General features: G+C 55.7%; 14 protein-coding genes. 3 read left to right on the top strand and 11 right to left on the bottom strand.

What is annotated here, in order from left to right; all coding sequences use genetic code 11:
- Positions 1-26: 26 nt before the first annotated feature.
- The 6 genes from NOR51B_RS04475 to NOR51B_RS04450 form a co-directional block, all read right to left on the bottom strand.
- A complete protein-coding gene (locus tag NOR51B_RS04475) occupies positions 27-1,400 on the bottom strand; it encodes an amidohydrolase family protein (RefSeq protein WP_195891466.1) in 1,374 nt (457 codons plus the stop codon).
- Entirely contained in the window at positions 1,379-3,373 is a 1,995-nt protein-coding gene (locus NOR51B_RS04470) for an alpha/beta hydrolase family protein (protein ID WP_154647599.1), read from the bottom strand. Before NOR51B_RS04470 ends, NOR51B_RS04475 begins: the two co-directional genes overlap by 22 nt.
- Before the next feature lie 142 nt (positions 3,374-3,515).
- Complete coding sequence (locus NOR51B_RS04465; RefSeq protein WP_195891465.1) at positions 3,516-4,643, bottom strand: metal-dependent hydrolase family protein; 1,128 nt, start codon at positions 4,641-4,643, stop codon at positions 3,516-3,518.
- Positions 4,644-4,985: 342 nt separating this feature from the next.
- The gene (locus tag NOR51B_RS14835; protein ID WP_009020165.1) at positions 4,986-5,471 is read right to left on the bottom strand and encodes a YkgJ family cysteine cluster protein; all 486 of its coding nucleotides are present in this window, start codon (positions 5,469-5,471) and stop codon (positions 4,986-4,988) included.
- Positions 5,472-5,656: 185 nt separating this feature from the next.
- Positions 5,657-6,028: a hypothetical protein gene (locus tag NOR51B_RS04455; RefSeq protein ID WP_009019903.1), complete on the bottom strand. Its 372-nt coding sequence runs from the start codon at positions 6,026-6,028 to the stop codon at positions 5,657-5,659.
- 27 nt (positions 6,029-6,055) lie between these two features.
- Positions 6,056-7,771, bottom strand: coding sequence for an SPOR domain-containing protein (locus NOR51B_RS04450; RefSeq protein ID WP_009019363.1), 1,716 nt, complete (start codon positions 7,769-7,771; stop codon positions 6,056-6,058).
- A 125-nt stretch (positions 7,772-7,896) separates the two neighbouring features.
- Here NOR51B_RS04450 and uvrD point away from each other — a divergent pair, with 125 nt between their 5' ends.
- Together uvrD and NOR51B_RS04440 are read left to right on the top strand one after the other, a co-directional pair.
- Positions 7,897-10,053, top strand: coding sequence for a DNA helicase II (gene uvrD, locus NOR51B_RS04445; protein WP_009019825.1), 2,157 nt, complete (start codon positions 7,897-7,899; stop codon positions 10,051-10,053).
- A 6-nt stretch (positions 10,054-10,059) separates the two neighbouring features.
- Positions 10,060-11,232, top strand: coding sequence for a TRAP transporter substrate-binding protein (locus NOR51B_RS04440; protein WP_009020966.1), 1,173 nt, complete (start codon positions 10,060-10,062; stop codon positions 11,230-11,232).
- On the opposite strand, the gene NOR51B_RS04435 is transcribed toward NOR51B_RS04440, so the two are convergent.
- The 3 genes from NOR51B_RS04435 to NOR51B_RS04425 all read right to left on the bottom strand — a co-directional run bounded on the left by NOR51B_RS04435 (position 11,219) and on the right by NOR51B_RS04425 (position 13,547).
- Positions 11,219-11,614, bottom strand: coding sequence for an acyl-CoA thioesterase (locus tag NOR51B_RS04435; RefSeq protein ID WP_009019721.1), 396 nt, complete (start codon positions 11,612-11,614; stop codon positions 11,219-11,221). The genes NOR51B_RS04440 and NOR51B_RS04435 overlap by 14 nt on opposite strands.
- 78 nt (positions 11,615-11,692) lie before the next feature.
- On the bottom strand, positions 11,693-13,057 hold the full coding sequence (locus NOR51B_RS04430) for a TRAP transporter large permease (RefSeq protein ID WP_009019731.1): 1,365 nt from the start codon (positions 13,055-13,057) through the stop codon (positions 11,693-11,695).
- Positions 13,044-13,547, bottom strand: coding sequence for a TRAP transporter small permease subunit (locus NOR51B_RS04425; protein WP_009021315.1), 504 nt, complete (start codon positions 13,545-13,547; stop codon positions 13,044-13,046). The genes NOR51B_RS04430 and NOR51B_RS04425 overlap by 14 nt, the downstream gene beginning before the upstream one ends.
- A 92-nt stretch (positions 13,548-13,639) precedes the next feature.
- Between NOR51B_RS04425 and yaaA the strand changes: the two genes are divergently transcribed.
- A complete protein-coding gene (gene yaaA, locus NOR51B_RS04420) occupies positions 13,640-14,416 on the top strand; it encodes a peroxide stress protein YaaA (protein ID WP_040481760.1) in 777 nt (258 codons plus the stop codon).
- 1 nt (position 14,417) lies between these two features.
- Here the strand turns inward: yaaA and NOR51B_RS04415 are convergent, their stop codons facing one another.
- Both NOR51B_RS04415 and ubiA read right to left on the bottom strand, forming a co-directional pair.
- On the bottom strand, positions 14,418-15,548 hold the full coding sequence (locus NOR51B_RS04415; protein ID WP_009020850.1) for a GNAT family N-acetyltransferase: 1,131 nt from the start codon (positions 15,546-15,548) through the stop codon (positions 14,418-14,420).
- Between the two features lie 27 nt (positions 15,549-15,575).
- A complete protein-coding gene (gene ubiA, locus NOR51B_RS04410; RefSeq protein WP_009020609.1) occupies positions 15,576-16,466 on the bottom strand; it encodes a 4-hydroxybenzoate octaprenyltransferase in 891 nt (296 codons plus the stop codon).
- Positions 16,467-16,499: the final 33 nt, after the last annotated feature.

Here is a 16,499-nt window from a genome sequence, read left to right as displayed (position 1 = left end):
TCGATCACGTGCATCGTCGCGTAGCCTCAATGCTTTCCCATATAAAAAATACGACCGTCGCTTATGACCAGCTCAGGGTGCGCAACAATGCCCATGTTTTCCAGCGGGCTTTCACGAAAAGCTACCAGGTCGGCTTCTAACCCTGGGGCGATATGTCCCGTTCTGGCTTCGATGCCAAATGCGGTTGCTGCATTAATGGTAGCCGCCGCCAGCGTGTCCGCTGGAGTTATCCCGAGTTTTGAATACGCCAAAAGCTCATTTCCATTGTCTCCGTGAGGAAATACCCCGGAATCCGACGCCAGTATCAATTTCGATTTCTCACGATAACCCACCAGCGCTGAAGGTGTTTGTTGTTTGAGAGCATAAAGTTGCTCGAGTATGGACCGAGGCAACCAACCCATGGACCCTTTTTCAAGGGTTTCAGGAGTATCTCCAACGGCCGCTTCGAGGGCGTAAACATGCGGCGCAAAATAACCATCATTGCGGTTTAAAAGTCTGAAAGTCGCGTTATCCGGAAATGTGACGGTGTCTATAATGTCAAAGCCGTACTCTATTGCGCGGTTGATACCAGCGGCTCCAACTGGACTGTTTCCCCCGTCTGCAATGACCTTAACGCCCGCTAAGTCTGCGGTTTCGGCTATTGCGCTCAACTCGTCATTTGTCAGCGTCTGCTGCGGGGACGGTTGCTGCAAAAGACTGCCGGTAGGGTAGACGTTAATAAAGTCTGCACCTCTGTAGAGCTGCTCCAAAACCTGATACCGGCAGCTTTCTGGTCCTTGGCAGGTACCCTCGGGACCTCCTGCGAACTCAACAGCGTCATTAAACCGACCCGTACGTGCGAATCCATGCGCGGCGATGGGGCTTCCGGCCGCCAAAATTTCGGGGCCGGGTAACGCGCCTTGAGAGATGGCATCGCGAACGGCGTAGACGGCTTGCTCATGTTGTCGCCACCCGTTTCCCAGATCCATGACTGTGGTAAAACCCGCCATAAGAATGCTCTCCGCATTCCTGGCGACAATAATTGCCAGTTCCGCGCTCGATGACTTCACTACGGAAAGAGTTGATTCAGGTCGATGATCGGTACTCAGGTGTACGTGTGTGTCGATAAGCCCCGGCATAACAAAGGCCTGCCGTAAGTCGATGATTTCTAGCGCTGGGTTATCGTCGAAGGTGTGAAATCCCGGCAGTATAGAAGCGATTAGACCGCCTTCGATAAGTACCGTCTGATCTTTGAGAGGCGACTCCCCTGCCTTTTTGAGCAGCGTACCCACATGTAAGGCAAAAGTGCTCTCCTCCTGGCATTGACCGGCCGGTGCTGACAATAAATTAAGTAATGTCAGGCTAAGGACAAAGCGAAATACAGGGTTGAAACGGAAATTTAAACGCCTGAAGACTGCCATAACCATCGATCCCACCACTCAAACATGGTCTTGTAATAATCTATTAGATAATCCTTTCGATCGCGGAAAATGCTGTGGTCCGCGTTCGGGTAAATTCGTATTTTTACGGTCTTCCCCGAGCGGCGCAGCATCTGGAACATCGCAATACTTTGATTCAATGGAACCTGGGCGTCGTCGGTCCCATGCAGAAGTAGAAGTGGTGTCTGGATAGCACCCGCCCGCCATAATGGGGAGTCTTCATCATAAGTCTCACGGTTTTCCTGCGGAGAACCCGCGCCAGTAATCAACTCCAGCAACTCCGCATCCCTGTCTTTACCGGTAGCCCAGCTCCATGCAAATTCTGACGGCGGTGCCCTCAATGCAGCGGCGGCGAATTTTGATGTGTTGGTCAGCAAGTGCAAACCAGCGAATCCCCCCAGGCTACCTCCGGTAAACCCAATCGTTAAATCGCGACCCAGTTGCTCTCGTGCGATGGCTATGGCTTGCGGTATCGCCGCGGAGTACGCCTCACCGATCCTACCCAGCACGGGGAAGACATCCACCATGAGGTAGGAGATCCCCCGACTTACGTGCAGTTGAGCTTCAGGATTAAACTGGTGCCTTGAATCGGTCATTCGGCCGTATGCAGTGACCACGAGGGCGGCCGGACTGTGTTTGCTTTTCAGATCGGGTGCGGAATAAAGCAGAGCTTTGGAGGGCGGGCGGCCGGGGTGGGTAACAAGCAAAACCTCGGGTTCGACGGGTCTGAATCCATCGAGCTGTTCAGTTGGGGCAGACGTTTTCCACAATGCGTGGGATTCACCCTTTTCTGACGATAAACGTCGCAGTTCGAAAGACCCATTGGCGTGTTCGCTAAAAAAGAGAACCCGGCTGCGGTGGTCGGTGGTAAATCCGCCAATGCTCACAGCATCAGTAAAAATCTCGCGCGCTTCGGCGCCCGGCTCGAGCCACCATAGACTTTCATCGAAAGTTCTTAAATTACGACTATGAACGATAGCGGCGTGCTTGTGGTAAGTCGCTGTCAGCCCCAAAATTTCTCGCTCGCCATCTGATGGCAGGCTACTCACTACGCTGCCATCTTTTGCGTCAATCAGCTGTACGCCCGCGGGTCGCGGCGGGGGGATCAGATAGGGCTCCTCCTGGGAAGGGGTTTGAGGCGCCAGATGTATACCGAGCCAACCATCACCGCTAATGACGTCCAGGACTGGGCGATCGGTTTGCAAGGGTGCTGGCTGCACACCAAGCTCGGGTTTCCAGATGAATAGGCCCCCGCTATTACTGAAAACCAGATGTTGCTCCAATGTCCAGGTGATTGATTTCGCTGAACTAATTGGAAGAAGTTCTGTTTCCCCTGTTGAATGTTCACTTAGAAAAAACTGCTTTGATCTGACCCATCGATCACCGATAAACACACCGGTTGAATCCGTGTTTGCCGATACTAGCAGTAGTTTTTCGCCTCGGGGCGAGGACGGGAGAATCCGACGTAATGGGCCCGGTTCGCCGCTGGAGGTAATTGCGCCCGTAGTTGCATCAATCTCCGTAATGCTCCAGAGCGTGTCGTCGCGGAAATGGGCATCCCATGGGGTTTTGGCGGTTTTATTGGTTATGCCCCATGGTGCATTCTGCGGGGTAGGGGAGTCGCGGTAATTTGCCAGCGCAACTATAATCGCAGCTCCATTTTCGACCCAAATTGGCGGTAAATAACGCGCACTTTTCCGCTGGTACTCCCCAGAAACCGGTGTGCACCGGGCGTCAGTGTTGGGATGGGCGATTGACGTTACGCAAAGATTCCTTTCGCTGCCGAAGCCATTGAAAAACGCCAGGTGATCACCGGAAGGCGACCACGCAGGGTCGTGAGCTGAATCAAAATCACCGAAGGTAGTTACCGCGCCCTCGCGCCAGACCACTAATTGACCCGAACGTTTAAACGGTAAAAGAACGTCGTTGGCACCTCTACTAATGACAAACGCCACGGCACTACCCTGCGGTTGAGCTAGAGGGCCGCCAAGGGGTTCGGTGCGAGAAAAAAATTCGGTGGGCCAGTCTGGAGTGGCGTGAACAGCGGTGGCCAAAAATATGGCAAATAGAACAAACGCCACCCACTTTTTTAATAGGCTAATCGTCACGGTTATCGACCACCACAGAGCCGCCCTTGATCACCGCAAGAGGAGTCCTGGTCAATGTTATTTGCTCCAGAGGATTACCCTTGAGCACCAGTATATCTGCGTACTTGTCCGGTTCGATGGCGCCGATTTCGCTATCCCAACCGATAGCTGCTGCAGCGTGTGCGGTGGCGGAAAGTAACGCATCGTGGGGTGTCATACCGAGTTCAACCATCTGCTCAAGTTGCTCTGCATTTTCACCATGCGGCCGCCAACCTGCATCGGTGCCGAAAGCTATTTGCACTCCAGCATCCATCGCCGCCCGAAAGCTGGCTACCATGCCGTGGTAAATTGAAAGATTTTCTTCGCGCCAGGCATCGCTTCTGCGTGAGTCAGGGTCCTCCGCCATCTCACGAACAACGCGTGCGGCCAGAAGAGTGGGAATGAACCACGCCTTATTTTCTCGCAGGAGCTCGAATGTTTCTGTATCGCTGTAGGTCCCGTGTACTACACCATCGAATCCAGCGGCAAGCGGCAGGTTTATGGAGTCCGTTGAAAACCCCGAAGCCGTTACGCGAACGCCTTTGCGATGGGCTGCTTCTCGAATCGCGATTAACTCTTCAAGCGCGAACTGTGACGGACTATCCGCTGCGAGATCACCTTTTGTTGCCACTTTTATCGTATCTGCACCGAGGGCGATACTGGCGCGAACCGCTCTGCCGCAATCGGCCGGGCCGTCGCAAATCGCGGCCACATGGAGTGCCTGCTCAATCTCTTCCTGCATCCACCCCGCCAGCTCCCCGCCCGTGGGCCGTATGAGTTCGCCAGCCGCTTGCATTCTGGGTCCCTCGATTAGTCCATCGTTAATCGCATCGCGAACAGCAAATACCGATTGCCCGGAATGTCCCATATCACGTATTGAGGTAAATCCGCCGCGCAGCGTTTTTTCCGCATTGCGCATGGCAATGACCGTCCGGTCTGCATCACTCCACTGCGTGCGGCGCACAGAATGTGGTGGTAGGTTCGGCTGCGATGTCAGATGGGTCTGGGTATCGATGAGGCCCGGTATGATGAAACAGCAGCTCAGGTCCAGGACGCTTGCGTGCTCAGGCAGTTGCTGGATGTCAACATCGTTTTGCACACGCGTAATCCGTTCATTGTCGATGGTCAGAAGAACATTCTTTTGGACTTGATAGCCCCCACCTAGCCAGGCCTCCCCTGCAAATATGAACGTTGGTTCAGTCGGGGTACCCCCCTGTGCGGCAAGCAGAGAGGGTGTGATGAATACCGTTATCGGTAGACAGAAAAACACACGCGCGATTATCCAAATGGCAGTTCTCGCGACGTAACCTGTTGAAAAAATTATGTTTTTTGTCATTACCAGTGACAGCCCCGTATAGTTATCCAGCCAAATTGGCTAAGGTCGATCAGCGAAAAGAGCGGGTTGAGCCCGACCAATGATGAGGGTGATATCGATAGTGATCTATTCGACGTCCTCCGCCATATCCCAGAAAACGTCACCCATATGGACCCTGGTCTTGGCCTCCGCCGTAAACTCGGGTGGTCCCATGGCTTTTTCAGCAACCCCGGTGTACTCGCCGTTTTCTAAATGAAACTCCTTGAAGATCAGGGGGGCTTTCTGCTCCATGGCGCGCTGGCGCAACCACTCGAGAGTTTCGGGTGGCACTTCGGGTCCGGTTGGAATGGCGCGAATCACCTTCCACTCGTACCAGTCGCGATCGGTAATGACAATCGCTCCACTCCGATCCGGCCGCATTTCCTCAGGGAAGATCTCGGGTTGTTGTAGCCAGGCACAGCGAAAGGTTCTGCAGGGCTTTTCTGGCCGCGTTTCGTAAATGCCACAGCCGTTTTCTTTGAGATGCCGACATGAAGAGCCGGGTCTGAGCTCCATCGACTTGTCGTACAGCCAACCCTCGCAGCAGGCGGTACAACCATTGCAGTCTCTCATAATCTAAGCTCCGCTTATCCCTACCTGTTTAAACAGCGGTTGGAAACCGATATCCGAGATTTTTGCGGGTCGTCAACGCCCTGCTCGGCGAAAAAACGGCCTATCGGTTTAGCAACTGACGGGACAGGGGGAAAAAGGGTCTGAGATGGATCACAAAGACCCTGATTGACGGTTAGGTGTTACCGCTACGGGTTGGCTGCCTTGAACGCGCGAATCGCTGTATTGAAATCCTCGGCGAGCTTCTCTTCAGTCGCGACCGATGCGTTATAGGCCTCCGTTGCCGCTTCAAACGCGGCGGCCGCTTCGGCTTTGTCGTCCTCGTCACCCTTTTTTACGCGCTTTTGAGCGGCAGCAATCTCTGTATCAAGACAGGTGCGGTATTCGCCGCTCTCGGCCTGGAACGCTTTTATCGCGCCTTGGCCGGCTACCATTTCTTCCATACTGGCGGAGCTACCATCCGGCAGCGTGGGTGCCTCAGGCGCTTCGCAGTCATCCGCAAACGCGGGGCTGGCCGCCATAAGGGCGATGGCCAAAAAGGGGGTTGTCAACGTTTTCATGGGTAGATTCTCTCTTATCAGTGGGTTTCAGTAACGACGTAACTGAAGGTTGGGTAAGTCGAGGGCCTGGTTGATTGCAGCCATCGTTTTCTGGCCCTGCTCCTCGCTTTTAATACCAACCACCTGTACACGATAAAACAATTCTCCGCGTCTTGCCTCAACTGCGACTTTTGCCTCGAACCCGGAATCACGCAGTGCGCGTGCCTGACGATCGGCTTCCACTCCGGTGGAAAAGGTATCGATATAAATAAACCATCCCCCGCCAAGTCGAGGTTCGCGCAGGGCAGCTCCCGACGATGAGCTTCCACCTGATACCGCCGCTGTGGGTTGTGCGTTGGCGGAGGTGCCAGCCTCAACCGTCTCGGGATCGATAACAACGCCTTCGATCGCATCCACCTCCTCGGGCTGCCACTGGCCTACCCATAAGGGGCCGGTGTTGAGCGTCTCAGCCACTCGCTCCCCCGCGGTTTTCGCGGCTGCCCGACTCTCAAAACCGATAGCTCGAACCCGGAAAACGGTATTGCTATTAACAATGGCTTTCTGCACAAAAATATCGACGCCACTGTCCGCAATGACGGCGGCGAGGGTCTCGGCGGCCTCCAGCGTGTTATAGCTGGCGATGTTGACGAACCAGGTGCCGGAATCGATCGCGGCTCTGGGTATCTGCTGCACTTTTGGCGTTTCAGAGGATCCGGTTTCCGCCTTCGCTGTATCTCCGGTGCTGCTCGTCGCACTAGCCGGCACCATATTGTCGTTATCTTCCGAGGTAGTGGCGATGGCCTCCGATACGTTTGCGGCTGCTCTGGTGGTCTCGAGTTCTTCGAGCACTGAGCGATATTCCCGTTGCAGGTCTGATAACTGACGCTTCAGGGCAGCGTTTTCAGTGATCAGCTCGCGCTCCTCGGCAGCGGCGAGCCCGTCAGCGGATGGCTGTTTCTCCAGCGCGCTGACCTGTGACTTCAGCGCGGTGCGCTCGGTATAGGCGCCCCAGCCGCCGATGCCCACTAACACCAGCGCGGCAATCAAAATAATGACTGACCAGAGCGGGAATTTACGCTTATTACCCTCATCACCCGTATGCCGGTGGTCAGTGAGAATGGCCTCCGCACCTTTTTGCAACGGCTCTTCGGCGCCTGCAATGGGGATTGTGGTCAGGAGGTCCTCATCGCTGTCGCCCATTGTGGGCTCAGCATCGGGAGAGGCGTCTGGGCTGTCGGCCACGTCTGCCATTGTCGTGGTGGCGTCGTCCAAATCGGTCGCCGGAGGCTCGGGCGCCGGATCGGCCTCGAACTCGTCATCAAAGGGGGAAACATAAAGGTGGTCGTCGTTGTCGTCGTCTACATCCTCATCGTCGAGGTCGGGGTCGTCAAACCAGGGAGAGTCGATACCGAGCGGCGTTTTGGGTGTATTCGCCGGTCTCGGCTCAAAAAGAGGATCATCGTCTTCCGACTCTTCATTCCAATCCGCGGCACTGTATGACGGGTCTTCGGATTGATCGTCCCAGTCAGACGCCGTGTCCAAAGCATCGGGACCCGGGGCCGAGGTGGGCTCCTCCAACCAGCTGTCCGGCACCAGGTCTCCATCCTCGCGGGTATCAGATTCGACCTTGAGAGAGTCGTCCGCTGAGGGCGAAGTGGGGTCCGCGTCATCGCTGGGATCGCGACGGTTGGCGTCGGAATCGGTCGGCGACGCGCTGCCGCTTATATCCGCTTCCTGATCGTCGTCGTCATATTTATCGTTCACTTGCCTGCCCTCGTTGCCCACTAGATCAGGGTCAATTACATCAAAGCTCTAGGTGTACCGTTTTCACCGTTAAATATCCACATTAGCGCGGGAGTTCGTCGTGCTTTTTTCGGTAAACTGCCGCTATGGATGTATCGGAAATTCTCAACCCGCTCAATGATGCGCAACGCCAGGCGGTAGCGGCCGAGCCTAGCCATCAGTTGGTGCTCGCCGGGGCCGGGTCCGGCAAGACGCGAGTGCTGGTGCATCGCATAGCCTGGCTTATTCGCGCCGAAAATTATTCACCCAATGCGGTACTGGCGGTGACATTTACCAATAAGGCGGCGCGGGAGATGCGGGGTCGCATCGAGTCCATGTTGCAGTTGCCCACCCATGGACTCTGGATAGGCACTTTTCACGGTCTTGCGCACCGACTGCTCAAGGCACACTGGAAAGCGGCCAACCTGCCGCAAAACTTCCAGATTCTGGACAGCGATGACCAGTTGCGCCTTGTAAAGCGTGTCTGCCGTGAGCTTGATCTTGATGAATCTCGATGGCCGCCAAAGCAGGCGCAGTGGTATATCAATGGCCAAAAAGACGAGGGGCTCAGGGCACGTCATATCGAGCCGCCCTTCGGCGATTTGTACGCGAAAACCATGCTCACAATCTATTCGGCCTATGAGACGGCCTGCGAACGCGGCGGTTTGGTCGATTTTGCCGAGCTATTGCTCCGGGCCCACGAATTGTGGCTCAACTCTCCCGAGACTCTGGCACATTACCAGGGGCGTTTTCGGGCGATTCTGGTGGATGAGTTTCAGGACACCAATACCATACAGTACGCGTGGCTCCGGGTACTGGCTGGAGAGCAGATACCGGTGGTGGCGGTCGGTGATGACGACCAGTCTATCTATGGCTGGCGAGGCGCAAAAATTGAAAATATACAACGGTTCCAGCAGGACTTCGCAAGCGCTACCGTGGTCAGGCTGGAGCAGAACTATCGGTCCACACAAACTATTCTCAGCGCTGCCAATGGTCTGATCGCCCACAACTTTGGTCGCCTTGGCAAGCAACTTTGGACCGATGGCGAGAGTGGCGAGCCCATCAGTCTTTATGCGGGGTTCAATGAGCAGGATGAGGCCCGATTTATCGTCGAGCGTGCTCAGGGGTGGATTGACGATGGAAACCATCGTGCTTCGGTGGCGATTCTGTATCGTTCGAATGCCCAGTCCCGGGTCCTGGAGGAGGCGCTGATCCGCGCCGGATTACCCTATCGGATTTATGGGGGCCAACGCTTTTATGAGCGCCTGGAGATCCGGAATGCCCTCGCCTATATGCGCCTGATGCTGACGCGTACCGATGATCCCGCGTTGGAACGGGTGATCAATACCCCGCCCCGCGGTATCGGCAGCAAAACCATTGACAAGCTTCGTGAGATTGCCCGCGATCACGGTGTATCCCTGTGGGCGGCTATTGGCATCGCTAGAGAGCAAAAGCTGCTCACCACCCGGGCGTTAACAGCAGTCACAGGCTTTCAGGTGTTGATTGATGAGCTCGATTCCACAACGCTTTCGTATTCCTTGGAAGCGCTGACCGAGCACCTGATTAATGCGAGCGGGCTGCTGGATTATCATCGTGCTGAAAAAGGTGAGCGCGGCCAGGCACGAGTGGAAAACCTCGAGGAACTGGTGTCTGCAGCGAAAACATTTATTGCCGAGGATGAGTCGCTGTCTCCGTTGCAGCAGTTTCTCGACAACGCTGCACTCGATGCCGGTGACGCACAGGCCGAGGCTCATGAGGACAGCGTGCAGTTGATGACCTTGCACTCGGCGAAGGGGCTGGAGTTTCCTCTGGTGTTTCTAGCAGGGATGGAGGAAAACCTCTTCCCCCACCGCATGTCCGTTGAGGAACCCGGGCGTCTCGAGGAGGAGCGGAGACTGTGCTACGTGGGGATTACCCGCGCTATGCAACAGTTGGTGATGACTTATGCTGAGAGCCGCAGGCTACATGGCAGCGAGAGCTACAACACCCCCTCGCGATTTGTGCGTGAAATCCCCGCCGAGCTGATCCATGAGGTTCGTCTTGGGTCGAGTGTTTCTCGCCCGCTTTCCACGTTTGCTCCTGACCCGAGTCGGGCCCATGACGAGGCGGGCGTCAGCCTGGGACAGCGGGTCTTACATCAAGTATTTGGTGAGGGAATTATCACTAATTTCGAGGGTCGCGGCGCCAATGCGCGGGTCGAAGTCAGTTTCGCCGAGGGCAGCAAATGGTTGGTTTTACAGTACGCGAACCTGCAGAGCTTATGAGGCACGATGGGTATGAATGAGAGACAGATTTTACCCGCAGTAGTGGTGGCGTTACTGGCACTGTTGGCGCTGGTTACCGGACTCTGGGTTACTGGTGTAGCGCAGGACAAGACAGGTGCCAACACAGGAAACGCCGCCGACGCCGCACAGTATCGCTGGAAGATGGTCACCACTTTCCCGAAGAATTTTCCCGGGCTGGGCACTGCACCTGAGGAGTTCGCACGTCGGGTGCGCGCCATGAGCAACGGCCGCATCGATATTACGGTATACGGTGCCGGTGAAATTGTTCAGGCTTTCGAGGTGTTTGATGCGGTATCACAGGGCGTCGCCGAGCTGGGCTATGGCGCGGCGTATTATTGGAAAGGAAAGATACCCGCATCCGTTTATTTCACGGCGATTCCCTTTGGCATGACGACCCAGGAAATGAACGCGTGGCTCCACTACGGTGGGGGGCTTGAGTTGTGGCGTGAGCTCTATGCCCCATTTAATCTGGTTCCCTTCGCCGCGGGCAGTACCGGGGTACAAATGGCGGGCTGGTTCAATAAAGCGCTCAATTCCGTCGACGATGTCGAGGGTCTGATGATGCGCATTCCCGGTATGGCGGGTGAGGTATTCAGTGGTATTGGCGGCAGCTCGGTCAGAATTGCCGGCGGCGAGATCTACACATCGATGCAAACCGGGGTCATCGACGCGGTTGAATGGGTAGGTCCGTTCAATGACCGCACCATGGGCCTACAGGATGTGGCGGAATATTATTATTATCCGGGCTGGCACGAGCCCGGCACGATTCTGGAAATAACGATTAACGGCGACGTGTACGCAGGCCTTCCTGACGACCTAAGGGCCATTATTGAGGGCGCTGCACGGGCGGTAAATCAGGATACCCTCGATTTTTATACCGCGCGTAATAACGAGGCGCTGCAATCACTGATTGCCGACGGCACCAAGCTCCGGGAGCTGCCGCCATCGGTAGTGGAAGCGCTTTATGCTGAAGCGCTAAATGCTCGGTTGCGCATGGCCAAAACCAGCCCGCTTGCCAATCGTATTGAGGCGTCTTATCGGGAGTTCGAGCAGCAGGTCACTGCTTATCACGATATTTCCGAGCGGGCTTATCTGAATCTTCGCGCGGAAGTTTCAGGTTCCACTTCTCCGGGTGCGGGGCAGGCTAATCGGGATTAATGTGCCGCGTCCGCCCGTTTTCATCGATGGCCACAAAAACGAAGATACCTTCGGTCACTTTTATGGGCTCTCCGTCGTGTCGGGAATTGATCCAGACTTCGACCACGATTCGCATTGAACTTCGCCCGATTTCGATAACGTCACAGTAGCAGCTGACCACCGCTCCGACGTGAACGGGGGTGAGAAAGGCCATACCTTCGATGGCGACGGTTGCTATTCTGCGGCCTGCGGTTTCTTCGGCCGTGATGGCCCCCGCCAGATCCATCTGTGATAACAACCAGCCGCCAAAGATGTCGCCACTGGCGTTGGTATCCTTGGGCATGGCAATTGTCTGTAAGGCCAGGTCGCCCTGTGGCGTCGGCGTACTGTCAATATCCTGCATGACTTCTCGATCTCGGTGGCTTCGGAAGTAGTGGAGCGCAATTTTTAAAGGGCTTGGTGGCTGGAGTCTACCCTAACTTCATCCAGCAACCAGCTTTGGCAACCACGTGGCCAGTGCCGGGAACAGCCAAAGTGTGAATAAAAGGCCTAACTGGATAACGATGAAGGGTACAACACCGCGGTATATGGCTCCCGTGGGTACTGAAGCGTCCGCAACCCCGCGAAGATAAAAAAGGGCGAAACCAAAGGGTGGGGTCAAAAACGACGTCTGCAGGTTGATGGCGATCATGATGGCAAGCCAGATGGGGTCGAAGCCCAGGGCGATAAGAATAGGCCCCACAAGGGGCACGACAACAAAGGTGATTTCAATAAAATCGAGGATAAAGCCCAGCAGGAAGATTCCGAGCATCACCAGCAGTAGCGCTGCGGTGGGACCACCCTCCATAGTGGTGAAGAACTCCTCGATGACCACATCTCCGCCGAGGCCACGAAATACCAGCGAAAACACAGCCGCACCGATCAGAATGGTGAACACCATACTGGTGATGCGTACCGTCGATTGGGCAGCATCGCGGACCATGGCGATTGATAACTCTCCCCGGGATGCCGCTAGCGCGAGGGCACATACGGCGCCAACTCCGGCGGCCTCGGTCGGCGTTGCGGCCCCAAGGAGGATCGATCCCAGCACCAGGCTCATAAGCAAAACCGGGGGGATGAGTCCATGCAGCAGCGCACCGAGTGAGACCGCCTCTGATTCGGCGGGGGGCGCCGCCTCCGGCTTGAATCGAGCAACGGCCAAAACGTACAGTATGTAGAGTCCTACCAGTATCAGTCCGGGAATCAGTGCACCGACAAAGAGATCGCCTACCGAGACGGTGCCTGTTGTGCTGGCACCACTCAGCTGGGCCTGCTGATTGGCCGTTGCCATGATATCACCCAGCAGTACCAACGCGATCGATGGCGGGATGATCTGGCCCAGCGTGCCCGTGGCGCAAATCGTCCCTGTTGCCAATGTTGTCCGGTAGCCGGCTTTCAACATACTGGGCAGGGAAAGCAGCGCCATAGTCACCACGGTGGCGCCAACAATGCCGGTACTGGCAGCAAGTAGTGCTCCGACGATAATGACCGAGACACCAATGCCGCCGGGTCGTCGACCGAACAAACGCGCCATATTAATGAGCAATTCTTCGGCCACCCGAGCCCTTTCCAACACATTGCCCATGAAAATAAATAACGGCACAGCGACCAGGATCGTGTTGTTCATGGTGCCAAAAATTCGCCCGGGCAACGCATTGAAGTAGCTTGCATCGAACAGCTCAAGAATAATGCCCAGGCCAGCAAAGCCCAGTGCAGTGCCGGCCAGGGTGAGTGCTACCGGGAAGCCCAGCATCAAAAGTACGCAGATCGAGGCAAAAAGCAGTATCGCTAGATCACCGCCGCCCATCATGCACCCCACAAAGTTGTGTCACGCCCCGGACAATCTCAATCAGGGCCTGAGCAGCGAGTAGTGTTGCCATGATCGGAATGAGGGTTTTCAGTAGAAATACGGCGGGAATACCACCGGTTTCGGCTGAGGTTTCCCGGATAGACCAGGAGCTGGTCACGTAATCGAGGCTGGAGAAGCAAATGAGCGCACAAATCGGGAGGGTAAAAATGACATGGCCGATGACATTGACCCAGGTCCTGCCCCGTGGGGAAAACCGGTGATACAGAATATCGACCCTGACATGCTCATCGGCAGCCAGGGTATAGGCAGCGCCGAGCATAAAAACGGCGCTGTGCATGTATAACACCGCTTCCTGTGCGGCCATTGCGCCGGTGGAAAAGCCATAGCGCATGACGACGATAATAAATGTCAGTAGCGCCATAGCGGGCACCAGCCAGGCGATGGCCCTTCCCAGTGCCGTAATGGCACTCTCGAGGACGCGTGTCATAGCAGAGATAAAAACCACAGTCGGTTCCGTTTTTTCAGAGCCGCGGCAAGGGTATCATCCCTTGTCTTAATTTATTGTGAATGAGGTTTGCCGTGCTCACGTTGCTTTCACCCGCGAAGACCCTTGACTTCGAAACGACACCAACCACCCGCCGGAAAACGCTGCCGCAGTTCCTCGATCAGGCGGAGCAGCTGGTCGAAGACGCGCGAGCGCTCGATCCCGCCCAGATCCGGGAGTTGATGGGTGTCAGTGAGTCGATTGCTTCCTTGAATCATGAGCGTTTTATGAACTGGAATCGAGAGTTTAGTCTCGACAATGCCAAACAGGCCGTGCTCGCTTTCCGGGGAGATGTTTACTCGGGGCTTGAGGCCGAGACGCTGTCGAAAGAGGAGCTGGCGTTTGCGCAAAAGCATTTGCGGATTCTTTCCGGGCTTTATGGTTTGCTGCGACCGCTGGATCTGATGCAGCCCTACCGGCTCGAGATGGGACTTCGCTTTGCCAACCGTGGCGGCAAGAACCTTTACGAGTTCTGGGGCGACGACATTACCCGACTGATCAATAAACAGCTGCGCGGCAGCGGTAGCGATGTTCTCGTCAACCTGGCGTCCAATGAGTATTTCAAGGCCATCAAGACCAAACAGGTGAACGCAGACATTATCACCCCCGTGTTTAAGGACAAGAAAGGCGACAACTATAAAATCATCAGCTTTTACGCCAAAAAGGCGCGAGGTTTAATGGCCCGACATATTATCCGTGAGGGAATCAATGAGCCCGGCGCTCTATCCAGCTTTTCGAGCGAGGGCTACCGGTATTCAGCGCAGGGCTCGACGCCGGAATCGCCGGTTTTTCTTCGCGATGCTGCGCCGTAGTTTATTCGGTCGCTTTAAACGGCAATAGGTCTCGTGCCGCTTCACAGTACTCGCGGACGTGCTCACCTTCTCGAATACAGAACGCGCTCAATGCCTGATTAAACTCCTCAGCGGCTACCCAGTGGTTGGAATAGGTGAGTGTCGGCTCAAAGCCGCGCTGGATTTTATGCTCACCCTGGGCGCCGGGATCAAAACGGCGAAGGCCGCGCTCAATGCAGTATTCGATACCCCGGTAGTAACAGGCCTCGAAATGAAGGTGTTCGTATTCCCTGAGGCATCCCCAGTAGCGCCCGTACAGGGTGTCACTGGACTGGAAATAAAGCGCGCCAGCAACCGGCCCCTGGTCGTCATCAGCCAACACCAGAACGGTGCTGTCCAGCGTTGGGCAGATGTCGGTAAAAAACTCGCGGGTGAGATAGCCCCCGTGGCCACTTCGTTTGGCATAGGTATGTTGATAACAACGGTGAAAGACTCGCCAGTCTTCCGCTGTCGCCTCACGACCACTCAGGGTGCGAATCGAGAGACCCTGATCTGCAACACGGGCCCGCTCCTTGCGCAGATTTTTCCGTTTTCGGCTGCTACAGGTGGCTAAAAAGTCATCGAACGATGAGTAGTCGTGGTTGTACCAATGAAATTGTGTCGTGAGACGCTGATGTAAACCCAGATCTGAAAGTCGATCCGAGACCGGTTCCGCGCAAAACAGCAGGTGCCAGCTCGATAACTCCCTTTCCCGACACCACAGACCGACCGCAGACACCAGCTTTTCCAAGGCATCGGGGGTCTCAGGATCAAGAAAAACCCTGGGTCCGGATGCCGGCGTGAAAGGTGCCGCTGTGACCAGCTTTGGGTAGTACCGCTTACCACTGCGCTCCCACGCGTCGGCCCACGCCCAATCAAAAACATACTCGCCATAGGAGTGTGTTTTAAGAAAGGCGGGCACGGCGGCGATGACTTTGTTGGCCTCGCGCAGTACCAAGTGGGACGGTTGCCAGCCCTGATTGGCACCGGTACAGCCGGTTTGTTCCAGACCCAGCAGGAAAGCGTGGCTGATGAACGGATAGTCATCGCCGAACCAGGAAAGCCAATCGGAGGCCGCCAGTTCACCAATGCTGTGGTGTACGCTCAGTTCCATCAGGGTGTCGCTGTTGATTGAGTGGGGTTATACGCCGGGGAGCAGGAATTGTCCCAACAACCCCGCCAGAATAATCGCACCAATCCAGCGCGCCTGATTAAAGGCTTTGAAACAGGCCGCTCGATCGCGGTCGCGAATCAGCCTTAAATGCCAGCAAAACAGGGCCCCAACGGCGGCCACCGCGAGATACCAGGGGAAACCCAGGTCAAAGGCGACACCGCAGCCAATAAAGCAAAGAATACAGGCGAGTTGAAGCAGGGCGATGATGCGCACATCGAGGCCGCCAAAAAGTATCGCGGTCGATTTGATACCAATCGACAGATCATCTTCACGATCGACCATGGCGTATTGGGTGTCGTACACCACTGTCCACAACAAATTGGCAGCAAAAAGCCACCACAGCTCCACCGGCAGTGCGTCGAGACTGGCCGCGAATGCCATGGGAATACTCCAGGAGAACGCGGTGCCCAATACCAGCTGGGGCAGATGGGTAATCCGTTTCATAAAGGGATAGATAATGGCCAGCACCACTCCCGCCAGCGATAGTGTGATCGTGAGTGGGTTGGTCAACATCACCAGACCCAGTGCCAGGGCGAGTAGCACCACCATCAATACCAGCGCTTCGGTACCCGAAAGTGCGCCCGTGACCAGGGGTCGTTGCCGTGTACGTTCCACAAACCCATCGAGCTCACGGTCGGCGAGGTCATTGGCGGTGCAGCCGGCGGCGCGCATGACGACGGCGCCGAGAAAGAAAATGGCGAGAAGATCGATAGGCGGTAAACCCCGATTCGCAAGCACCAATCCCCATAGGGTAGGCGCCATCAACAAAAAGGTACCTATGGGCTTGTCGAAACGCATGATTTCGATAAGCGCGCGGAGTTTGGGCTGCGGCGAACCGGTGTAGTCGGCACTGGTCATGGGAGAAAAACGTTTGCGTGATTTCTGCTAATG

Source organism: Luminiphilus syltensis NOR5-1B (assembly GCF_000158175.1).
GTDB lineage: Bacteria > Pseudomonadota > Gammaproteobacteria > Pseudomonadales > Halieaceae > Luminiphilus > Luminiphilus syltensis.
Note: the sequence above shows the minus strand (reverse complement) of the source record. Positions and strands in the feature narration are given on the sequence as shown.